Consider the following 20,941-nt stretch of genomic DNA (forward strand, 5'->3'; position numbering starts at 1 on the left):
ATTACTGTGGCTTTGATTGAGTGGAAGAATTGCGTTTACGTTGAAATTGATCAACCGCGCTTTCATGCTCTTTATAGGTTTTGGAGAAATGGCTAGTGCCATCGCCTCGCGCTACAAAATACACTGCATCACTTTTTGCCGGATGCACCACAGCGAGGAGCGACTCCTTGCTCGGCATAGCTATCGGCGTTGGTGGTAAACCCTTGTGCATATAAGTATTGTAGGGACTGTCCTTGCGCAAATCTGCTTTTCGAAGATTGCCATCAAATTTGGGGCCAATTCCATAAATTACGGTTGGATCAGTCTGTAAGGGCATATTCAAATTGAGGCGATTCAAGAAAACTGCCGAGATTAGCGACCTATCGCTAGAGCGGCCCGTCTCTTTTTCCACAATAGAAGCCAATGTGAGCAAGTCGTAGGGCGTTTTTAAGGGTGAAGCTGCGTCCTTCTGCTCCCAAGCAGCCATTAGCTGCTTCTGCATGGCCTGTGAAGCTCTTCGATAAATTGAAGTATCTGAATCATCGGGATCAAAAATATAGGTATCTGGATAAAAGAGTCCTTCATCACCTGGATAAGTAAGTCCGATAGTCTGTAGCAGCTCCTTGGAGCTCATGCCCTTAGTTTGATGAATGAGCGCTGGATGTTTATCAATTAGGTTTCTAAGTTGCCATATGGTCATGCCGGGAATAATGGCTACACTCTCTCGAACTCGGTCGCCGCGGGCTATTTGCAATAAGATATTTCCCAAGCTAGCGCGGGGAGCCAATAGATAGGTTCCCGGCTTTAACTTAGAGCTAACAAAAAGTGCTCTTGCTGCCACTTGAAAAGTAACTACATTTGTAGATACGCCCTGCTCTGACAATTGACCTGCAATCGCAGATAGGCCAGATTGGGGGTTTATCTTGACCTTATAGGCAGAGACCTTCTCAACATTGGATGTAGCAGGCACAACTGGCCATAAAAAGATGGCTCCGTACAAGATAAGCAGCAGGGAAATAATGATGAGGACATAGGATTTCCATCCGCCGCCTATTGGGGGTTTAATAAAAAGGCTTCTCTGAAATTTTCTGCTCATCAAGCTATGATAAAAGCTCATGACCCCAACTCCAAAAAACAACACAATGCCCGCCCCTAGCCTGAACCATGGATTTACCCCTCTAAGCCATTGGGGCTTGATATTGGTCGAGGGGCCTGATGCCGCAGCCTTACTACAAAGTCAATTAAGCAACTCCGTGCTTGGCCTCAAGCGCACCATGTTGGGTGATGTTGCACAAGGCTCCGATTCTGTTCGATTGGTTGGCTATTGCAGCCCCAAAGGACGTCTACTAGCCAGTGCTTGGCTTGGCTTGTTTCCAGAAATAGCTGATTCAGATGACCGTTTTGCCCTGTTTGTTTCAAAAGATATTGCAGCTAGTACTGCAAAGCGATTGTCGATGTACGTACTACGCTCAAAAGTTAAAGTAGTCGATGCTTCGGATGAATGGGAAGTGTTTGGTGCTTATCAAAACGCGGATACTAGCCAATCAACCAGTCCACCTAAAGAGTCTCTCGCCTTGCGCATGCCTGATGTACTGATTCAAAGTCAATCATTTCAGCGCACTCTTATCGCCCAGAAAAGAACGGGGGGCATTCCATCATCAGTTGATCATTCCTCGCTAGATCAGTGGAATTCATTAGAGGTATTGAGTGCAATCCCCAGAATTGTCTTGGCAACTCAGGAGCAATTTGTCCCGCAGATGATTAACTTTGAATCCGTGGCTGGTGTGGATTTCAAAAAAGGTTGCTACCCGGGTCAAGAAATTGTTGCTCGTAGTCAATACCGTGGTGCAGTAAAACGTAGACTCCAACTGACGCATATCGATACCAGCGCAACTGCATTGGAACTTGCAAAACCAGGCGTAGAGTTATTTCAAGCAGACGATGCTAGCCAGCCATGCGGCATGGTGGTACTGGGCGCCAGAAATGCAGCAGATTCAACTCGCATTGATCTTCAGGTGGAATGTAAGCTAGAGGCCCTTGAAATTGGAGTGATTCATCTTGGTACAAGCGATGGACCGGCCTTAATGTTGGATTCTCTGCCCTACCCTTTATTAGAAATTTAATCTCACTCTGACCCCACTCATACTCTTATGTGCTTAATTCTCTTTGCCTGGAAATCCCATCCAGACTACCCTTTGGTGGTTGCGGCAAACCGTGATGAATTTTATGAGCGCGATACTGATGCTATGGGGTGGTGGTCTGAGCACCCTCATGTATTGGCCGGTAAAGACCGAGCAGATGTATTGGGTAGTCCCGGAACTTGGCTGGGCTTCACAAAGACGGGGCGCTTTGCCGCATTGACAAATGTCAGAGCGCCCAGCGAAAAAAATCCTGATGCAAGAACTCGTGGTGAGCTCAGTCTTCACTATCTTACGGGCCACCACAAGCCGCATGCTTACATACAAGAAAATGCAAAACGGTTTGAGCTATACAACGGATTTAATCTATTAATGGCTGATCTCAGCGATCCAGATAACGCAGAAATGCACTGGGTAAGTAATCGCCTTATGATGGGTCAAAGTATTCGTCCAAGAAAAGTATTTCCTGAGCAAGCACTGAGTCCTGGAGTTTATGGCCTATCGAATGCCATGCTGGATACACCATGGCCTAAAGTAAATCACCGGGTAGCAGCATTCGCTCAAACATTAGCAATGGATAGTGGACAACTCAAAAACGCGGATCACTATTTGCGTATATTGGCAGATACTCACGAAGCAAGCCCACAAGAACTTCCAAATACAGGCATTAATCCTGATTGGGAAAAGGCTTTATCTGCCGCATTTATTAAGACCCCAAGCTATGGGACACGTTCAAGCACCATTTTGCGCGTTCGTAAGGATGGTCAGTTTGAAATGGTGGAGAGACGATTTGATGCTAATGGCACAGTGGGTCATGATGTTGTTACTGGCGAACTCACTGCTGCACCAGGATCCAACCTTTCGGTGTAGGCGAGCAATTAGCGTGAATTATTTCTGCTGACGAGAGTCCTCATTAATAACCCGTTCGCCATTCGCATTTTTGCTTGCCAGTCGCTTTATAAACTGAAACGTACCTGTTGACATGCAACAGATCTCACCTTGATCGTTAAAGAGCTTGGCCTCGCAAAAAGCCATCGTTGCGGTACGACGCACGGTATCGGCTTTGACACGCAAGATGCCGTTAGCAGCCTGCATAAAGTTATTTTTCATCTCAACAGTAACAACGCTGCGATCACTGGGATCACTTGAGCGTGCAGCTACGGCCATAGCCACATCCATTAGAGTAAGCAAAACACCGCCATGGGCCACATCCCAAGTATTGGTATGTTCGGGCTTGAGGGCTAGGAGTATTTCGCCCTTACCCATTTCGGCAGTAATTAGCCTTACCCCTAAAAGCCTCAAAAAAGGAACGTTAAGCTCTTCACCTAGGTTGGCAAGTTGAGTTTCTACATTTAGTTGTACTTTATTTGTCATAGGGTCATTCTAGAGGCTTCTGCGACGCTTGTGAATTACCCATAGAATACAAAATATGCCTTTTACTCTCCGCGGCGATGATGTATGCCAGCCAACTCCACCTACACCGATATCTAAGCCCTATTGGGTTGCATTTTCACCCTCCGCTGCCAAGCTCATTGGCCTCGAGCTCGGAGCCGGTGACTTACCGAAAGATCCTGATTGGCTTGAAGTTTTAGCTGGAAATCAATTGAATGTGGGTGAACTCACATTTTCTAACCCGATTTCTACTGCCTATAGCGGCCATCAATTTGGGTCCTGGGCAGGACAACTGGGGGATGGTCGTGCCATCCTGCTGGGCGATATGAATCAGCTTGAGCTCCAACTGAAAGGGGCTGGTAAAACGCACTACTCCAGAATGGGTGATGGCAGAGCCGTCTTAAGATCATCCATACGCGAGTTCCTTTGTAGCGAAGCAATGCATGCCTTGGGCATCCCTAGTAGCAGAGCCCTTTCGGTAGTTGGGTCTAAGCAACGAGTTATCAGAGAAACGTTAGAGACCGCAGCAGTATGTTCGCGCATTGCCCCAAGCTTTATTCGCGTTGGCCATTTTGAACACTTTGCCTCACTTCAGAATGTGGTCCGCCTTAAAGAGTTGGCAGATTTACTGATGAGCGAATTCTATCCAGAGTGCCTCAATACAAAAGATCCCTATTTAGGTTTATTTAAAGAGATCAGCGCTCGCAATGCGAAATTAGTCGCTCAGTGGCAATCGATCGGATTTTGTCATGGCGTCTTAAATAGTGACAACATCAGCGCCCTTGGTCTGACTATTGACTATGGACCATTTGGATTTCTAGATCAATTTGAAATAGATCACATTTGCAACCATAGCGATCATGGCGGCCGATATGCCTATCATCGTCAGCCACAAATCATGCATTGGAATATGGCCTGCCTCGCTAGCGCTATGCTTCCTCTGCTTGAGCTGGGGCATTCAACGGAAGAATCCCAAACTCTTTTACGTTCCGCGTTAGCAGAGTTCCCAGTAACTTATGCAGAGGAATGGCAGCGCATATTCCGCTCTAAATTAGGTCTGCAATTAGAGCATGATGATGATATTGAGCTTATTGAGCGCCTCTTACAAGCGATGCATGATTCAAAAGTAGACTTCACCAGATTTTTCCGTCAGCTCAGCAATATCCAAAAAGATTCTAAGCCATCGCATATTGCACAAAGAGATGAATTCCTCGATCGTGAAAGTATTGATCAATGGTTTGCCGACTATCTCCATAGACTTCAAGCAGAGGTTTTCAGTGACAAGGCCAGAAAGGAAATGATGGATCAGATCAACCCTAAATATATTCTCAGAAATTACCTCGCTCAAGTTGCAATTGAGAAGGCTCAGCAAGATGATTTTTCTGAAATCGAACGATTACAGCTCATACTCAGTAAACCGTTTGATGAGCAGGAGCCATTTGAGGCTTACGCAAAACCGCCACCCGTCGATATGCAACGTATAGAAGTCAGCTGCTCCTCATAACCTACTACCTTCCAGCCATGAATAAGAAAACAGACCAAGAATACAAAAAATCACTGAGCGAAATTCAATATCGAGTCACCCGAGAGGCTGCGACAGAAAGACCGTTTTCGGGGGAATTCTGGGATCACTGGGCGGTCGGTCAATATCGCTGCATTTGCTGTGATACACCGTTATTTGAATCCACAACGAAGTTTGATGCTGGTTGTGGGTGGCCCAGCTACAACGCACCAGAAAACAATGAGGTCATTACTGAAATTCGAGATGTCAGTCATGGAATGATTCGTACTGAGGTACGCTGCACCAAATGTGATGCGCATTTGGGTCACGTATTTGAAGATGGCCCACAACCTACCGGATTGCGCTACTGCATCAATTCAGCGTCTTTGGCGTTTGAACCCTCCGAGAATGCCGCGCCAAGTAAAGCGGAATAATTTATAAATAGCTGGATAATCAAGCCCATGAAATTTCTATTCGACTTATTTCCGATCATCCTCTTTTTTATCGCCTTTAAATTTGGTGATATTTACACTGCAACTATCGTAGCGATGGTTGCTACTATTGGCCAAATACTTTGGGTGTATTACCGACATCGTAAGATTGATGCTATGCAGTGGGTTAGCCTTGTAATGATTCTGGTATTCGGAAGCCTAACCATTTTTTTGCACGATAAGACTTTTATTCAACTTAAACCAACTGCGCTTTACTGGTTATTTGCAGGCGCCCTGTTCATTAGCGCTCAATTTTTTCAAAAGAACTGGATTCAAGTTTTGATGGGAAAACAAATTACCCTGAAAGAGCACAATTCAAAATCAGTTTGGCATCAAGTGAATATGGCCTGGGCAACCTTCTTCTTTTTTATGGGCGCACTCAATCTCTATATTGCATTTGAGTACTCCGAGGAAACCTGGGTCAACTTTAAGCTTTTTGGTAGCACGGGATTACTGGTGGTATTTGTGATTCTTCAAGGCGTTTGGCTCACCCGCCATATGGAGCATCCTGCAGAATGAATATCAATCAGGAGCGAATTAGCCGATTTGAATCTGACCTCAGGTTAGCGTTTCAGGTAAGCCATTTACATATTGAGGATGAAAGCCATCTTCATGCAGGTCATGCGGGTGCTGCTTCTGGTGGAGGCCACTTTAAACTGACTATCGTAGCCCCAGAATTTGAGGGGATGACCAAGGTGGCTCGTCATAGGGCCATCTATAGCGCTTTAAATAGTCACTTTCCTGAGGCCATTCATGCTCTGACTATCTTGGCATACACCCCTAGCGAAAGCACCCATTAAGCGCAGATTGCTTTAACATTCTCATTTACCTATATTTAAATTTCTCACCCATGTTCAACACACGCCAAATTTTGACCATCAGCGCCTGTAGTGCTGCGCTTTTTTCAACAGCCGTTTATGCCCAAAATGCTGCCATTGTGAATGGCAAGGCAATACCAAAGGCACAACTAGATAAATTAGTTCAAAAATCGAACCAACCAGATAATCCGCAAGTACGAGATCAGGCAAGAGAAATGCTCGTTACTCGAGAACTCATCTTGCAGGAGGCTAATAACCGGGGCATCACACAAAAAGAATCCGTTCGAGAACAACTGGAACAGTCCAAGATGGGCGTGCTAATTGCAGCCGTATTCGAGGACTTCGTAGAAAGAGAAGGCGTCACTGAAGCCGAGTTAAAAGCTGCATACGAACAAGTGAAGAGTCAGTACACCGGCAAGGAATATCACGTAGAGCATATTTTGGTAGAAAAAGAGGCGGATGCTAAAGCTATAACCGCCCAAATTAAAGCCGGTGGTAATTTTGCACAAATTGCAAAAGAAAAATCTAAAGATCCCGGCTCTGCGCCCAATGGTGGAGATCTAGGCTGGGTAAGCGATAAAGCACTAGTCCCAGAATTCTCCAAGGCGATGGTGCAACTCAAAAAAGGTCAAATCACTGACAAGCCAGTGAAGACTCAATATGGTTGGCATATTATCAAAGTGGATGATGTACGCGATGTTAAGGCGCCAAGCATGGATGAAATCAAAGACCAGCTAAAGCAAATGATTACAGCAGATCAAAATTGGCAAAAAGCGAAGTTCTCTGAGTTGATGCAAAAGCTCCGCGCTAAAGCCAAGATCCAATGAGAATATTGTCTCTCTAACTGATAAACCCAGGCAAACCTCCCTGGGTTTTTTCTTGACCAACGGGAAACCGGATTTACCTTTATATTGGCAGAATGATGATTCTTCACACCATGCTCAGAGTCGGCAATATGACTCGCTCAATCAATTTCTATACCAAAGTATTGGGAATGAATCTACTTCGTAGTACTGAGCGACCCGAGCAAAAATATTCTCTCGCATTTGTAGGTTTCGGCAAAGGCAATATGGACGGCCAATCTGAGATTGAGCTCACTTACAACCATGGTGTTGAGAACTATCAGCTGGGTGATGCCTACGGACACATTGCGATTGGCGTTGCTGACGCCTATGCCGCCTGTGAAAAAATCAAGGCTGCCGGCGGTAATGTGACTCGTGAGGCTGGCCCGGTTATGGGTGGGGATACGATCATCGCCTTTGTCACAGACCCAGATGGTTACAAAATTGAATTAATTCAACGCTAAATTTTCCTTGAACTTAGTTGAAGCAAGGCACCATCCAACTTCGAGTTATTGATAGTCTTTCGCAGATTGCTGAAGATGAGTGGAATGCCTTGTTATGCCCTGAAGCTGGTCCATTTCTAAAATACGCATTTCTCAATACATTAGAAGTAAGCGGATGCGTGGGCGGCAATACTGGATGGCAAGTTGCTCACTTGCTCGTTGAGGACTCTGAATCAAAGCTTCTTGGTGCAATGCCTCTATATCTTAAGCAACACTCTTATGGAGAGTTTGTTTTCGACTGGGCCTGGGCTCAAGCATATGAGCAAAACAACATGCCTTACTATCCAAAAGCACTGTCTGCTATTCCCTTTACTCCAGTGCGCGGACCTAGATTACTTGTAGCGCAAACTGCTGATCAGAGTGTTATACAACAAGTCTTAGTCTCTGGCTTAAAGACGCTTGTTGATCAAAATGCACTCTCATCTGCCCATATTCTCTTTCCCGAGAGTAGTGAATTATTAGAGCTAGAGAAACAAGGTTTTATGCTGCGCAACTCAGTACAGTTTCATTGGCAAAATATCGGCTACAAGGATTTTGAACAATTTCTGGTAGACCTCACAATGAAACGTCGGAAGAATATTCGGCGAGAGCGTGCATCTGTAGCCATGCATAAAATATCTTATCGCCATATTCCAGGATCAATAGCAACGAGAGAGGATTGGGCATTCTTTTATCGCTGCTATGAAAATACGTATATTGAGCACCGCTCTTCTCCCTACCTAACCGAAGAGTGCATTCAAATGCTTGGAAGGGATATGCCTGAGAATTATCATCTCATTATTGCCACTCAGGATGAGAAGCCAATTGCGTCATCGTTGCTAGTGGTAGATCGCCCAAACTCAAAAGCATACGGGCGTTATTGGGGTGCAATCGAGCATATCCCCTGCCTTCATTTTGAATTAGCTTATTACCAGGCAATTGAGTATTGCATCCAGGAAGATATTAAGATCTTTGAGGGTGGCGCTCAAGGAGAGCACAAGATGGCAAGAGGTTTTTTACCAACTACTCTGCAATCAGCGCATTGGATTGCGGATGTTGGTTTTTCCAATGCAGTGAAGCGTTTTTTGGAGCGTGAACGTGAAGGTATGGCAGCTTATGTTGATGAGCTCCAACAACACGTTCCTTTGAAATCGTCTAAAGTACAACCATGACCGAATCTAATAACAACATACCAGAACAAGCAGGGGCAAATTCTTTAGCTGTGGGTGATGATAGTTCTGACTCCCCTTGCATTGGAGTCTGCACAACGCTTTACGATGATGTCTGCCAAGGTTGTGGTCGTACTCTAGGCGAGGTCAGTAATTGGGTCTTCTTTAGCCAAGAAGAAAAAGATTGTGTGTGGAAACGCATTCGTGCCGAAGGCACTGCAATGCGCTTCCAACGTCAAACCAAGTAAGTATTTAGCCGGCTAAAGCTTGGCTTCGTAAATACTCTTCGTAGGTCCCTGAGTAATCAGCAATCGTTCCATCCATCTTCACTTCGAGGATGCGATTAGCTAAGGCTGAGACAAACTCACGATCATGAGATACAAAAATTAAAGTGCCTTCGTATTTTTCAAGAGCAATTTGCAAGCTCTCAATTGATTCCATATCCATATGGTTAGTAGGCTCATCCATTGCGAGTACGTTGTGCTTTTGCAGCATCAACTTACCCCAAATCATGCGACCTTTTTCACCGCCTGATAGCACTTTGACAGACTTGCCGATGTCATCACCAGAAAATAAGAGGCGGCCAAGGGTGCCACGAATGACCTGATCATCATCACCAGTATTGCGCCACTCATTCATCCAATCCATGAGCAATTCGTCTTTTGCGAACATCTCGGTATTGTCCTGAGGCATGACGCCGACGTTAGCATTCTCCGCCCACTTCACATCGCCACTATCTGCCGAAATCCCATTAAAGCGTTTGCTAAGAATAGTCTTGAGCAGTGTTGTCTTGCCGGCACCATTTTGACCAATGATGGCGATCTTTTCGCCTGCACGAATACCAATCTTAAAGTTCTTAAAAATCGGGCGGTCATATGCTTTGGAGAGTGCATTGCACTCAACCGCCATATTGTGTAACTTCTTTTCAGAATCAAAACGAATAAATGGATTCTGACGCGAAGAAGGTTTTATTTCAACAATCTCAATTTTCTCTAATTGTTTTTGTCGTGAAGTAGCTTGACGCGCCTTTGATGCATTTGCAGAGAATCGAGCTACGAAAGCCGCTAATTCAGCAATCTTTTCCTTAGCCTTATCGTTGGAGCTCAACTGTTGAGCGCGAGCCTGAACAGAAGCCAGCATGTAGGAGTCATAGTTACCCGGATAAACCTTCAGGGTACCGAAGTCCATATCAGCCATATGTGTACATACTTCATTAAGGAAGTGGCGATCATGGGAAATGATGACAATCGTGCTCTTAATTTGGTTCAGAATATCTTCAAGCCAATGAATCGAATGAATATCCAAGTTATTGGTTGGCTCATCTAAGAGCAAGACATCTGGGTCGGAAAATAAAGCCTGTGCCAAGAGCACGCGTAATTTCCAACCAGGTGCTACGTTACTCATTGGGCCATTATGTTGTTCAATCGGAATACCGATTCCCAATAACAACTCCCCTGCTTTGGCTTCAGCCGTGTAACCACCGTACTCTGCATAACTACCCTCGAGTTCAGCAGCCCTCATGTAATCTTCGTCAGTGGCATCGGGATTCGCGTAGATGGCATCACGCTCTGCAGCCGCCTTCCACATCTCTTCATGACCCATCATCACTACATCAAGCACGCGCTGATCTTCGTAAGCAAATTGATCTTGGCGCAATTTACCCAAGCGAATACCAGGATCGAGACTTACATTTCCGCTGGTTGGCTCTAGCTCGCCACCCAAAATCTTCATGAAAGTGGATTTTCCGCAACCGTTGGCACCAATGAGCCCATAGCGATTACCGCCGCCAAACTTAACGGAAATGTTTTCAAACAGGGGTTTTGCCCCAAACTGCATAGTGATATTAGATGCGGACAGCACGGATGTATTTTTACTTTCTGATAGGTCAATTCGAGGATGCGGATGCAGGTTTTGCATCAAAGACCATTATTTTAACGGCTTGCGGCTAAAAAAGCCGTAAATTAGACTTTCAGCTTAAACGGCGTGAAATCGGTGTGAATATCGTAATGATCTTGATTTTCCTTGCGCTTCAGAAAACCAATCACCCAATAGGTCAAGGGGGTTGCTAGAACCTCCCAGGCAGTCTTCAGGACGTATTGCGACGCCGCAACAGCCAAGACCTCATTTATTGGCCACAGACCGTAAAAGGCTAGTATGTAAAAGAGTGAGGAATCAACCAATTCACCACACGCAGTAGAGCCAATAGTACGCATCCAAAGGTGGCGCCCTTGGGTCAGGATCTTCATTTTGGCCAAGGTATAGCTATTTACGAAACTGCCACAACAAAAAGCGATCATGGAGGCAAGCGCTACTCGCCAAGAATTACCAAATACTGTTTCCATGCCCTGCTGGTAGTTAGCCATATAGGAACCTGGAGCGATAGGCAAAGCAATGACTAGTTGGGCCATGATGGCGGCAAAGGCAAGCGCTGCAAAACCCGCCCAAACAGCCCGACGATCGTATGCGTAGCCATAGACCTCAGTCAATATGTCGCCAAAGAAATAGGCGATCGGAAAAAAAAGGATTCCAGCCCCGAATGTGACGTTGCCAAAATAAGGCAAATCTAAAGTAGCAGCCTTGCCAGCACCAATAAAGTTGGAGCACAGCAGAACCACAACAAAGGCAGCCAATATCAGGTCGTAATAGCGATGGTGACGTCTAGTTGCGTCCATATGTCTAGAAAAATGGATAATAGAATAAAGAATATCCGTATTCTTGAAAATTAACAGGATGCAGATTAAAACCCCCTATAGGATCATTAAGAACCATGAGTAAAGCTAGTTTTAATTGGGCCGACCCCCTACTCCTTGATACGCAACTGACAGAAGATGAGCGTATGGTTCGTGATGCTGCAGCTGAATATGCACAAGGCCGTTTAATGCCCCGTGTACATGATGCTTACCGCAATGAAACTACGGATCCTGCCATCTTTCGCGAAATGGGTGAATTAGGTCTACTCGGCATTACGATCCCCGAGCAGTACGGTGGCGCAAACCTGAATTACGTTTCATATGGCTTAATCGCACGCGAAATTGAGCGTGTCGATTCGGGTTACCGTTCCATGATGAGCGTACAGTCTTCTTTAGTGATGGTGCCAATCAATGAATTTGGTAGTGAAGCCCAAAAGCAAAAATACTTACCCAAGTTAGCCACCGGCGAGTGGATTGGCTGCTTTGGCTTGACTGAGCCCAACTATGGCTCTGATGCGGGTGGCATGATCACTAGGGCCAAAAAAGTTCCCGGTGGCTTCTCGTTAACTGGTTCTAAGATGTGGATCTCTAATTCCCCCATCGCAGATGTATTTGTTGTTTGGGCCAAAAATGATGAGGGCTTAATTAGAGGCTTTATTTTAGAAAAAGGAATGAAGGGCTTATCGGCGCCCAAGATCAGCGGCAAGATGGGTCTACGTGCCTCTATTACCGGTGAAATCGTCATGGATGAAGTCTTTGTTCCAGCTGAAAATGAATTCCCAGAAATCACCGGTCTCAAGGGTCCTTTTACCTGCTTGAACTCAGCCAGATATGGCATTGCTTGGGGCACGCTTGGAGCTGCTGAGTGGTGTTGGTATGCAGCGCGCCAATACACGATGGATCGCAAGCAATTTGATCGCCCTCTCGCAGCAAATCAGCTGATTCAAAAGAAGCTCGCAGATATGCAGACCGAAATTACCATGGCGCTACAAGGCTGCTTGCGTTTAGGTCGCATGAAAGATGAAGGCATTGCCGCACCAGAAATCACTTCCATCATGAAGCGTAACTCTTGCGGTAAGTCTTTAGATATAGCTCGCTTAGCAAGAGATATGCATGGCGGTAACGGTATCTCGGATGAGTATGGGGTCGTGCGTCATATGCTCAATCTAGAGGTAGTCAATACCTACGAGGGTACGCATGATATTCATGCCCTCATCTTAGGTCGCGCGCAAACTGGAATCCAGGCTTTTAGTTAAAGCCCAAGTTTGGTGATGAGGTCTTTTGCTGTTTTTGCAAAGGCTTCATCACTATCATCCTCAAGCTCTACGAAATGGTTCTCACGATAGCTCGGGAAATTTCGAATAATTGAGGATTGGTACGATGGGTCGTAATGCATCACCAATAACTCCTCGACCAAACTCTTAAAATCGCCCGCATCAATGACCTCATGCCATTTCGTGATTTGCTCTTTGCCATATCGTGATGTCAGCAAACTCAGCTTTTCTTTGAAGCTTTCGGGGTTGGATAAAAAATGATGATATTCCCGCAGCAACCAAGATACTCGCGTATGAGTGCTAGATCTAAGCTCAATGCACTGGCCATCTCGAATGCGCTCCATCAAGGGGTCGGGAATATGCAATCCTCCTACCTTTTTGCTTTCAGACTCAACAAACACTATCTTAGACGGATCCAGTGAATTCAAAGCATTCCACAGATTAGTCTCAAAGCCTTTTTGCGAAGGTTGCTCTATATTAGGTTCGTTACCCAATACCGATCCTCGATGAATAGCTAAACCTTCAAGGTCTAGTATCTGCTGGCCGAGTAAACCAATTTCCTGAAGAATGCGGGTCTTTCCGCTTCCAGTCATGCCGGCAATTACCTGAAAAGAAAAGTCTTTAGCAGCTTGGTCAAGATCATTGATCACAACACGCCGGAAACCTTGATAACCACTTTGCAATTGGAGGGCTTTCCAGCCGATACGATTGAGGATATGGGTAAAGGCTCCACTACGTTCGCCACCACGCCAACAGTAAATTAAGGGGCGCCACTCTCTTGGCAAATCAATCAGGGAATTTTCTAAATGATTGGCAATATTGCGTGAAACATAAGCAGCGCCTAATTTCTTGGCAACAAAGGGGGACGCCTGTTTATACAAGGTTCCAATCTCAATACGCTCCTCATTACTCAGCACTGGAAAATTGATTGCACCGGGAATGTGATCTAGAGCAAACTCCGCAGGAGTTCTCACATCAATAATGGCATCAAACTCAGGTAAAGAGGATGCTAGCTTGTCAATACTGAGAATATGCGGGTTACTAGGCTGCAAAAAGATATCCTATTGCAGCTTAGAGAGCACGTGATCGGGCCAAGGTATCGATTTACCTGTCTTCAGGTCAACCCACACCATAGTAGCTCCGCCGACTGCGGCCATAATATCTGGCTCAGTAGTTAAAGCCATCGTAGTGTAAACATCCAAACTTGAGCGCCCAATATTACCAATGTAGGTTTTTAGAGTGAGTTCACCTGGATAGGTAAGTTGTTGATGGAAGTTACAAAAGCCATTCATCATCAACATAGATTCGTCACCAGGGGCAACGCTATATCCGAGGGATGTAATCCACTCTACCCTAGCCTGCTCCATATACCGAAAGTACACGGTGTTATTAACATGTCCAAATGCATCCATGTCACCCCAACGAATCGGCATACACATCTGATGAACAAACTTTTTTTCTTCTGGGATCTCAATGCGCATGAATGCTTACTGGGTATTAAATGAGATATCAACGAACTTGCAATGCCATTTGATACAAATTAGTAGAGCGAGCTCCAGAACGACAGAAGGCCAAAATAGGACCTGGCATAGTTTTTAGTAAGCGCGCCATTTCAACCACTTGATCCGGCGTAAAAGCACCAGGAATTACAGGCAAAAAAGCATAGTTCAAACCCAAGGCTTCAGCTTGAGCCTGAATTTGTGCGTTCGTAGGTTGGCTTGGGCCACCCTCAAAATCTGGGCGATTATTGATTACACTTTTGTAACCTTGTTTAACAATCTCAGCTAAGTGGCTTGGGTCAATTTGACCCAAGGTAGCAAATTGATCGGAATGACAGGCAATAGGAAGGCTCATCTAAACCTCAAAAATAATAAGAATTTAAAAACGAATAGCTTAGATTCTAAATCAGACTTACTTTTTATGGCCCGTAAAGAAGCGGTTACAGATAGCCATACCAGCCAACATTGCTAGTATAAAGACGAGAGCCTTGAGGTGACCAGCCCCAAGAGCAACAATTGCAGGACCTGGACAAAAGCCAGCAATACCCCAACCCGCTCCAAAAATGAGGCTGCCTATGATGAGAGGTCTCGAAATATCTCTACGGGTGGGAATATGAAGTGCGCCACCAAAAAAAGCTTCAGTGCGCTTGGACGCCAAATAAAAACCGGCGAGGCCCACCAAAATTGCACCACCCATTACAAAGATTAAGGATGGGTCCCAGTTACCGGTAAGATCAAGAAAATTCAGAATCTTTTGCGGACTACTCATGCCGGAAATGATCAAACCAAATCCGAATAAAACACCAATGAAATATTGGCTAACAAAATTGAAATGTCTTCTCATGACTTACAGACCCAGTACATGACGAATAACAAAGACTATTAAAAAACCAGCGCTCATAAAAGACAGCGTAGCAACTAAAGATCTTGGCGAAAGACGGGATAAGCCGCAAACACCATGACCGCTGGTACAACCAGAGCCATAGTTCGCACCAAAGCCCACCAGTACACCGGCAAGAATGAGAGCGAACCAATCGGCATCAATTACAGTGATTGTGTGAATATCAAAAAAGATGCTGGCCAAGAATGGCGCGCTCAATAATCCCAAAATAAGACTTAAGCGCCAATCAATATCACCCTCTTTAGGTGATAGCAGTCCGGAAACAATTCCACTGATGCCTAAGATGCGACCGTGGAGAATGACGTATAAGGCAGCAGCAAGGCCCAATAAAATTCCACCAAGAAACGCGGGGCCAGGAGAAAAAGCTAACCAATCAATTTGCATATGATCTAGCCTAATTTATGAGTTAACTGCAGGGATTAGGCGCATTGCGAGTTTCTAAATATAAGAGGGCTAGGTAGGCACCGAAGATAAATCCTGGTAAGGCAAGTAGCGATCCAATTGCCAATGTGGAGATACCACTTAAGCCTTGGCCGACAGTACAGCCAAGTGCAGTAACCCCGCCAAATCCCATCAAGGTCGCACCAAGCAAATGGTTAGCCGTATCTTCAGTATCGCGAAAGCTCTCCCACCGGAATGACTTGGTAAAAATAGAAACACATGCGGAGCCGGAGATCATTCCAATGACAGCAGCAATACCAACAGTAAGCACCTTAGAAGTGTCGCTGTACATCATCAACCAATCCAGAAAAAAGGCGTAAGGCGCTACAAACGAGAGGCTTTCCATTCGACCAGAGTTAGTCACCAAGAAAACTTCTTCTAGGGTATTAGGATCCTCAGCAACAAAGCCCAAGTTACCTGAAATCCACCACACAGCACAAATAGCAAGGCCAACAAAGGTTCCGGCAAATAGATTTTCAGCGGTCCAAAAAGTTTTGCTCGCAAGTGCATAAGCAATAAAGGCAAATCCCACTATTAAACCCAAAGCAAGATGTAAGTTGCTGCGAGCAATTCCAGTAATTGGAGCCAAGATACTTGGCAAATCTTGCGAGGTATTGAGAGCGATAAACACAGAATCCAAGGTGTTAACCCGAATCACACCCAAAAAGCCCTTCATCGTCATGTAGGCCGAAAGTCCGAGGACGAGAAACACAATAACGGATTTCAGATTGCCCCCGCCTATGCGGACAAGAGTCTTGCTTCCGCAACCAGAGGAAAGCACCATGCCAAAACCAAATAATGTGCTGCCTACTATTGCTGATAACCATAAAAACTTATTGCTAGTGTAGATACTTTTAAGGGGGTCAATGAGCCCCAAGTAAGACATCAAAGCAAACCCGACAATGGCAACACCGATGGCCAGAAACCATTGCTTCAAACGACCCCAGCTAGACATAATAAAAATATCAGAGACTGCACCCATGCTACAAAAACCTGTTTTTTGCATCACTGCGCCAAGCAAAAAGGTCACTGCAAAGGTGGCAAGTAAAACTGATTTACTAAGAGAGGAAATATCTACTGCATCCATAATAAAAATCTTTACTGAAATTATTTAAATTTATAAAACTGTTTATTGAGAAAGGCTGTTACGTCAGCCTCATCCTCAGGAAAAAGATCAAGACGTAATTCTGTATTGCACATTGAAACCATGGTCTTTAAGTTCTGAAGGCTTTTAACCTTGCTATCACTGCGGGTGTAGATCATGTCACCATTGCCAAAGCCAGATTTTTTTGCATGGCAGGCGTAGCATTTCTGCTGATCAATTTTTTTGCCATTCGCAAGATCCGCTGTAGCGTAGACGGCTACATTCAGGCCAAACATTGCCGCGAAGGTAAATCCAAGCTTAATTAGCAGTAATTTCATTTGAAATCAGTCATTTAGCGAAGTAAACCGCTATTTTAAAGCCAGATGGCAAATTTGCCTTATTCCGCCTGAATTGATAGGTAAACGTTATAGGCATTCATGCGGTTGGCCGCCCTAAACAAGGGCATTCCTTCATATTCTGACCAATCCGTTTGTTGATAGGCCTCATCAAAAGGATCCATATCCATTGCCGACTTTGCCATTGATTGACGTAAATACCTCAAATACTCCCTGGTGAAACGGATATCTTGACTGGGATTAATGGAGTGGGCGCCATGGCCGGGAATCACGATACTAGGGCTAAGTGATTCAATCTCATTCAAGGCTTGCAACCAGCCTTTGCTATCGGCATTACCAACAAAGGGTATGCGACCCCGAAAAACCAAGTCACCTGCAAAAAGGACTTTTTCAGATGGCACATAAATAATTAAGTCCTCAGGCGCATGTGCAGGACCTACTCTAGCGATCTTAAATTCCACACCACCGACAGTCAGCGTGAAACTCTGATCAATCCAGACATCTGCTGATATTAAGTTGGTAGATGCATTTATCCAGGGGGCAAAGTCGGTTCGTGATGCGATCAGGCGCTGTTTAGCAGTTTCAGAAGAGATATAGTTTCTGCCCTCTCCTTGCGCATAAATCTTTGCCCCGATATGCTTGAATTCTTGGAGTCCATAAACGTGGTCTGCATGGTAGTGCGTTACGATGACAGCGACTACTTTTTGAGTTGTCAGCTTTTTAATTTCCGCTATGAGTTTCTTGGCAAGCGTTGGTGAACCCAAGGCGTCAACCACCACCACCCCTTTTGGTGTAATCACAAAGCCTGCATTAGAAATAAAGTTTTGATTTTTACTGCTACCCATTTCCGGCAAACCTTGGACGAAATAGGTATTTGGCGCTACTTGAATAGGCTTTAGGATTAAATCATCAGAAGCATAAACAGTGGATATTGATATCAGCAGCCAGATCACGCCAAATGAAAGTACACGAAGTACATTTGAGCGCAACTCTAGATGCAGCAACTGCATAGCTTAAGGCTTTATGTAAGCGAAATGATTTTGATACTGAAGATCGGCAACTCGAACCACTCCCGATGGGGTGAAGTCTGTATCTAGAATAAATTGATCTTTCTTCAGATTACGATTCTTTAAGGTAATCTCGCAGACCTCAAAACGGACGCCGCGTGACTTCAATGCGCCAACTAGAGGTGCGTATTCGATTCCATTCTTCTTATCTTTTGCACCTTCCATCATGATATCGACACCATTAGCATGAGTAACAACAATGATTTTGGTCTGCGGGGATACATCCAAATGATTCCGTATATTACGTAAACCTTTAATGCCCTGAGACTCAGCATCATCAATGTGATAAACCACTTCTGTGGGCCCTGCAGCATAAGCTCCGCTAGCACACAGGGTAAACGTTACTGCTAGGCACTGAAGTAATTTTTTCATCGTTTATCTCGAGTTAAAAGTATTAGAGCGATACCATTCCAGGATTATTTTTTAGACCCTTAATGATCGGTTCATTAAGCTTCACAGCCTTTACCACCTTCACGTCGCGCAAATGGCGTTCCATCACATCCCAAATTGCTTCGCCACCAGCGTTCTTAGCATCTTCGCTAACCGGCGCCCAACCGGCAACCTTGTATGTCTTACTAGGATCAATGTCCTTGCCATTTAAACGCATATCACTAATCCGCTTACCAGCAGATGCTGACGGATCAATGGTGTATTGCATACCACCCACACGTACCATGTCGCCACCCTGTTGGTAATACGGATCGGGGTTAAATAAGTTGTCTGCTACATCTTCCAAAATAGTCTTGATAGTGTCACCGGTCATATTAGTCACAGTGGTGTATGGATAGGTAATAGCAGTTTGGTCCAGCAGGTTTTCGCGAGTGATGGCTTGACCTGGCAATAAGCTTGTACCCCAACGGAAGCCTGGAGAGAAAGCAATCTCCGCATTCTTCTGGGCCATCAGTCCGTCCAAAATTAACTGGTCGAAACTGCCATTGAAATTACCACGGCGATACAAAAGACCATCTGTAGTTGCCAGTTTTTCATTCAACTTCGCTTCATATGGGGCTCGTACTTTAGCGATCAACTTGTTCATCGCAGGATCAGCTGGAATCATGTTCGAGAAGATTGGGAAGAGCTTGTAGCGGAAATCTACCGGCTTACCACCCTTCACATCAAAATCCAGTACACCCAAGAATTTACTATTAGAGCCTGCATTGGTAACTAAAGTTACTCCACCCGAGTTCTTTACCTTGACTGGAATTGGAACCCCATCATGCGTATGACCTCCCATAATCGCATCTAAGCCTGTAACACGAGACGCCATCTTTAAATCAACGTCCATTCCATTATGGGACAGCAACACAACCACTTTTGCGCCTTTAGCCTTTACTTCATTAATAGTCTTCTGAAGATTTTCTTCCTGAATACCAAATGTCCAGTCTGGCGTGAAATAACGTGGGTTAGCAATCGGCGTATATGGGAAAGCCTGACCAATGATGGCCACTTGAATACCATTCTGCACCTTCATCACATATGGATTAAAGACGGAGTCACCAAAGTCTGCCGTCTTAATGTTTTGAGCCAGGAAAGAAACTTTGCCTTTGAAATCCCCGTTCACAATTTCCATGACGCGTTTCTCGCCTAGGGTCATTTCCCAGTGCGGAGTCATCACGTCGACACCCAGGAGCAAGGCAGCATCAACCATATCCTGACCATTAGTCCACAGTGCAGTACCAGATCCCTGCCAAGTATCACCACCATCTAATAACTGCGCACCTGGACGGCTTGCTTTGATTTGTTTAATCAAAGTTGCCATGTGGGCGAAGCCACCCATCTTGCCGTAATTTTGCGCGGCTGCGACGTAATCAAGATAAGTAAAGGCATGCGCATCTCGCGTCCCTGACTTGATACCGTTAGCCTTTAGAAAATATTCGCCGACTAAGTGAGGTGTCTTACCCTCTTGCGCACCAATACCGAGATTGACATTAGGCTCACGGAAATAGATTGGTAGTAGCTGGGCATGGCAATCCGTGAAATGCAAGAAGTGTACATTCCCAAACTTCGGCAAATCATAGAATTTGTGAGCAGTTGTTTGTGCGTTAGCAAAATTAGATTGCAAACTCATGCCACCAGCGGAGGCGATAGCCAATGCCTGCAAAAATTCCCGTCGATTTAAAGACATATTTATTTCCTTAAGAAAACAGGCCTTGCGGCCTGTTTAAATGTGTTATTTATTCACAGGTGATTCTGGATCAAGCAATAAGGCCATGACATCCTGAATTTGCTGCTCATTCAATAATTTGAAATGGGCAAAACGTGGCATATTGCTGCAAGCGTTATAGGCCTTGGAGTTATTAATACGATTCCAGGTGTAGGTGACCACCTCTTTGGAATAACCGCGCATTTTTCCATAACCAGTTAGCGATGGGCCAATATTTCCATAGGAAATTTCTTTAGCGTCAATTTGATGGCAGTTATAACAACCGCCACCAATTGGGGTATCGGCTTTATCAGACCATGTGGCTCCACGACCGCTTTGCGCAATTCGCTCACCATTCTTCCAATCACCAATATATTTTCCATCGGCAGGCTGCTTAATGGAATCCATATTGATTTTTTGGATTTTCTCGCGCATAGCTTGACCTTGCTTGCTATTGGCGAACTGAGGATCTGAACAGAATTTCTGGGTTGCATCTTGGTCAATACGATCCAAACCAGCAATACCGTCTGCGCGGAAGCTATCTTGAATCATCTTGTTAAATTTTGGATCATTTTTCTGTTGTGCATGAGCCGGAGTTTGAATTAAACCGGCGGCAAAAATAAATCCAGTGACAGCTAAGAGTTGCTTTAAGTGTGTAATTTTCATATTCATCT

26 protein-coding genes are annotated in these 20,941 nt (G+C 45.0%); 11 read left to right on the top strand and 15 right to left on the bottom strand.

Annotated elements, in window-relative coordinates; all coding sequences use genetic code 11:
• Nucleotide 1: 1 nt before the first annotated feature.
• Nucleotides 2-1,096, bottom strand: coding sequence for an endolytic transglycosylase MltG (gene mltG / locus ICN27_RS05350; protein ID WP_255535026.1), 1,095 nt, complete (start codon nucleotides 1,094-1,096; stop codon nucleotides 2-4).
• Here mltG and ICN27_RS05355 point away from each other — a divergent pair.
• Together ICN27_RS05355 and ICN27_RS05360 are read left to right on the top strand one after the other, a co-directional pair.
• Nucleotides 1,095-2,102: a folate-binding protein YgfZ gene (locus ICN27_RS05355; protein ID WP_216269290.1), complete on the top strand. Its 1,008-nt coding sequence runs from the start codon at nucleotides 1,095-1,097 to the stop codon at nucleotides 2,100-2,102. The genes mltG and ICN27_RS05355 overlap by 2 nt on opposite strands.
• 27 nt (nucleotides 2,103-2,129) lie before the next feature.
• Nucleotides 2,130-2,987 carry an NRDE family protein gene (locus ICN27_RS05360; protein WP_216269291.1) on the top strand — a complete coding sequence of 286 codons (858 nt, stop codon included), beginning with the start codon at nucleotides 2,130-2,132 and terminating at the stop codon, nucleotides 2,985-2,987.
• 18 nt (nucleotides 2,988-3,005) lie between these two features.
• On the opposite strand, the gene ICN27_RS05365 is transcribed toward ICN27_RS05360, so the two are convergent.
• A complete protein-coding gene (locus ICN27_RS05365; RefSeq protein WP_216269292.1) occupies nucleotides 3,006-3,491 on the bottom strand; it encodes a PaaI family thioesterase in 486 nt (161 codons plus the stop codon).
• A gap of 55 nt (nucleotides 3,492-3,546) precedes the next feature.
• On the opposite strand from ICN27_RS05365, the gene ICN27_RS05370 reads away from it, so the two are divergent.
• From ICN27_RS05370 to ICN27_RS05405, 8 genes are all read left to right on the top strand, one after another.
• Nucleotides 3,547-5,013, top strand: a complete 1,467-nt coding sequence (locus tag ICN27_RS05370; RefSeq protein ID WP_216269293.1) for a YdiU family protein — start codon at nucleotides 3,547-3,549, stop codon at nucleotides 5,011-5,013.
• 17 nt (nucleotides 5,014-5,030) lie between these two features.
• On the top strand, nucleotides 5,031-5,444 hold the full coding sequence (msrB, locus tag ICN27_RS05375; RefSeq protein WP_216269294.1) for a peptide-methionine (R)-S-oxide reductase MsrB: 414 nt from the start codon (nucleotides 5,031-5,033) through the stop codon (nucleotides 5,442-5,444).
• A 27-nt stretch (nucleotides 5,445-5,471) separates the two neighbouring features.
• A complete protein-coding gene (locus ICN27_RS05380) occupies nucleotides 5,472-6,020 on the top strand; it encodes a septation protein A (protein WP_215310245.1) in 549 nt (182 codons plus the stop codon).
• Nucleotides 6,017-6,301: a BolA family transcriptional regulator gene (locus ICN27_RS05385; RefSeq protein ID WP_215310246.1), complete on the top strand. Its 285-nt coding sequence runs from the start codon at nucleotides 6,017-6,019 to the stop codon at nucleotides 6,299-6,301. The genes ICN27_RS05380 and ICN27_RS05385 overlap by 4 nt, the downstream gene beginning before the upstream one ends.
• Before the next feature lie 50 nt (nucleotides 6,302-6,351).
• Nucleotides 6,352-7,146, top strand: coding sequence for a peptidylprolyl isomerase (locus ICN27_RS05390; RefSeq protein ID WP_216269295.1), 795 nt, complete (start codon nucleotides 6,352-6,354; stop codon nucleotides 7,144-7,146).
• Nucleotides 7,147-7,238: 92 nt separating this feature from the next.
• The gene (gene gloA / locus ICN27_RS05395) at nucleotides 7,239-7,625 is read left to right on the top strand and encodes a lactoylglutathione lyase (protein ID WP_216269296.1); all 387 of its coding nucleotides are present in this window, start codon (nucleotides 7,239-7,241) and stop codon (nucleotides 7,623-7,625) included.
• A gap of 17 nt (nucleotides 7,626-7,642) precedes the next feature.
• The gene (locus ICN27_RS05400; RefSeq protein WP_216269297.1) at nucleotides 7,643-8,815 is read left to right on the top strand and encodes a GNAT family N-acetyltransferase; all 1,173 of its coding nucleotides are present in this window, start codon (nucleotides 7,643-7,645) and stop codon (nucleotides 8,813-8,815) included.
• Nucleotides 8,812-9,060, top strand: a complete 249-nt coding sequence (locus ICN27_RS05405; protein ID WP_216269298.1) for a DUF1289 domain-containing protein — start codon at nucleotides 8,812-8,814, stop codon at nucleotides 9,058-9,060. The genes ICN27_RS05400 and ICN27_RS05405 overlap by 4 nt, the downstream gene beginning before the upstream one ends.
• A gap of 4 nt (nucleotides 9,061-9,064) precedes the next feature.
• Here the strand turns inward: ICN27_RS05405 and ICN27_RS05410 are convergent, their stop codons facing one another.
• Entirely contained in the window at nucleotides 9,065-10,672 is a 1,608-nt protein-coding gene (locus ICN27_RS05410) for an ABC-F family ATPase (protein ID WP_215310338.1), read from the bottom strand.
• A 101-nt stretch (nucleotides 10,673-10,773) separates the two neighbouring features.
• On the bottom strand, nucleotides 10,774-11,484 hold the full coding sequence (locus tag ICN27_RS05415) for a queuosine precursor transporter (RefSeq protein WP_216269299.1): 711 nt from the start codon (nucleotides 11,482-11,484) through the stop codon (nucleotides 10,774-10,776).
• 95 nt (nucleotides 11,485-11,579) lie between these two features.
• Between ICN27_RS05415 and ICN27_RS05420 the strand changes: the two genes are divergently transcribed.
• On the top strand, nucleotides 11,580-12,758 hold the full coding sequence (locus tag ICN27_RS05420; protein ID WP_216269300.1) for an acyl-CoA dehydrogenase: 1,179 nt from the start codon (nucleotides 11,580-11,582) through the stop codon (nucleotides 12,756-12,758).
• On the opposite strand, the gene mnmH is transcribed toward ICN27_RS05420, so the two are convergent.
• From mnmH to soxX, 11 genes are read right to left on the bottom strand one after another with little or no spacing between them, the layout of a single operon-like run.
• Complete coding sequence (gene mnmH, locus ICN27_RS05425) at nucleotides 12,755-13,828, bottom strand: tRNA 2-selenouridine(34) synthase MnmH (protein ID WP_216269301.1); 1,074 nt, start codon at nucleotides 13,826-13,828, stop codon at nucleotides 12,755-12,757. The two genes, ICN27_RS05420 and mnmH, sit on opposite strands and share 4 nt — an antisense overlap.
• Before the next feature lie 9 nt (nucleotides 13,829-13,837).
• Entirely contained in the window at nucleotides 13,838-14,257 is a 420-nt protein-coding gene (locus tag ICN27_RS05430; RefSeq protein ID WP_215307196.1) for a thioesterase family protein, read from the bottom strand.
• 28 nt (nucleotides 14,258-14,285) lie between these two features.
• The gene (locus tag ICN27_RS05435; protein ID WP_215307199.1) at nucleotides 14,286-14,630 is read right to left on the bottom strand and encodes a TIGR01244 family sulfur transferase; all 345 of its coding nucleotides are present in this window, start codon (nucleotides 14,628-14,630) and stop codon (nucleotides 14,286-14,288) included.
• A gap of 57 nt (nucleotides 14,631-14,687) precedes the next feature.
• Nucleotides 14,688-15,119, bottom strand: a complete 432-nt coding sequence (locus ICN27_RS05440; protein ID WP_216269302.1) for a DUF6691 family protein — start codon at nucleotides 15,117-15,119, stop codon at nucleotides 14,688-14,690.
• A gap of 3 nt (nucleotides 15,120-15,122) precedes the next feature.
• Nucleotides 15,123-15,560 (bottom strand): YeeE/YedE family protein, encoded by a 438-nt coding sequence (locus ICN27_RS05445; RefSeq protein ID WP_216269303.1) that lies wholly within the window; start codon nucleotides 15,558-15,560, stop codon nucleotides 15,123-15,125.
• Nucleotides 15,561-15,582: 22 nt separating this feature from the next.
• A complete protein-coding gene (locus tag ICN27_RS05450) occupies nucleotides 15,583-16,704 on the bottom strand; it encodes a YeeE/YedE family protein (RefSeq protein ID WP_215307205.1) in 1,122 nt (373 codons plus the stop codon).
• 20 nt (nucleotides 16,705-16,724) lie between these two features.
• A complete protein-coding gene (locus ICN27_RS05455) occupies nucleotides 16,725-17,039 on the bottom strand; it encodes a hypothetical protein (RefSeq protein WP_251370786.1) in 315 nt (104 codons plus the stop codon).
• A 59-nt stretch (nucleotides 17,040-17,098) separates the two neighbouring features.
• On the bottom strand, nucleotides 17,099-18,067 hold the full coding sequence (locus ICN27_RS05460) for an MBL fold metallo-hydrolase (RefSeq protein ID WP_215307207.1): 969 nt from the start codon (nucleotides 18,065-18,067) through the stop codon (nucleotides 17,099-17,101).
• A gap of 3 nt (nucleotides 18,068-18,070) precedes the next feature.
• On the bottom strand, nucleotides 18,071-18,496 hold the full coding sequence (locus ICN27_RS05465) for a DsrE family protein (protein ID WP_215307209.1): 426 nt from the start codon (nucleotides 18,494-18,496) through the stop codon (nucleotides 18,071-18,073).
• A gap of 22 nt (nucleotides 18,497-18,518) precedes the next feature.
• Entirely contained in the window at nucleotides 18,519-20,249 is a 1,731-nt protein-coding gene (gene soxB / locus ICN27_RS05470; RefSeq protein WP_215307211.1) for a thiosulfohydrolase SoxB, read from the bottom strand.
• A gap of 45 nt (nucleotides 20,250-20,294) precedes the next feature.
• A complete protein-coding gene (gene soxX, locus ICN27_RS05475) occupies nucleotides 20,295-20,933 on the bottom strand; it encodes a sulfur oxidation c-type cytochrome SoxX (protein WP_215307213.1) in 639 nt (212 codons plus the stop codon).
• Nucleotides 20,934-20,941 lie beyond the last annotated feature (8 nt).

Origin of the sequence: Polynucleobacter sp. Nonnen-W13 (assembly GCF_018881735.1) — a bacterium.
Lineage (GTDB): Bacteria > Pseudomonadota > Gammaproteobacteria > Burkholderiales > Burkholderiaceae > Polynucleobacter.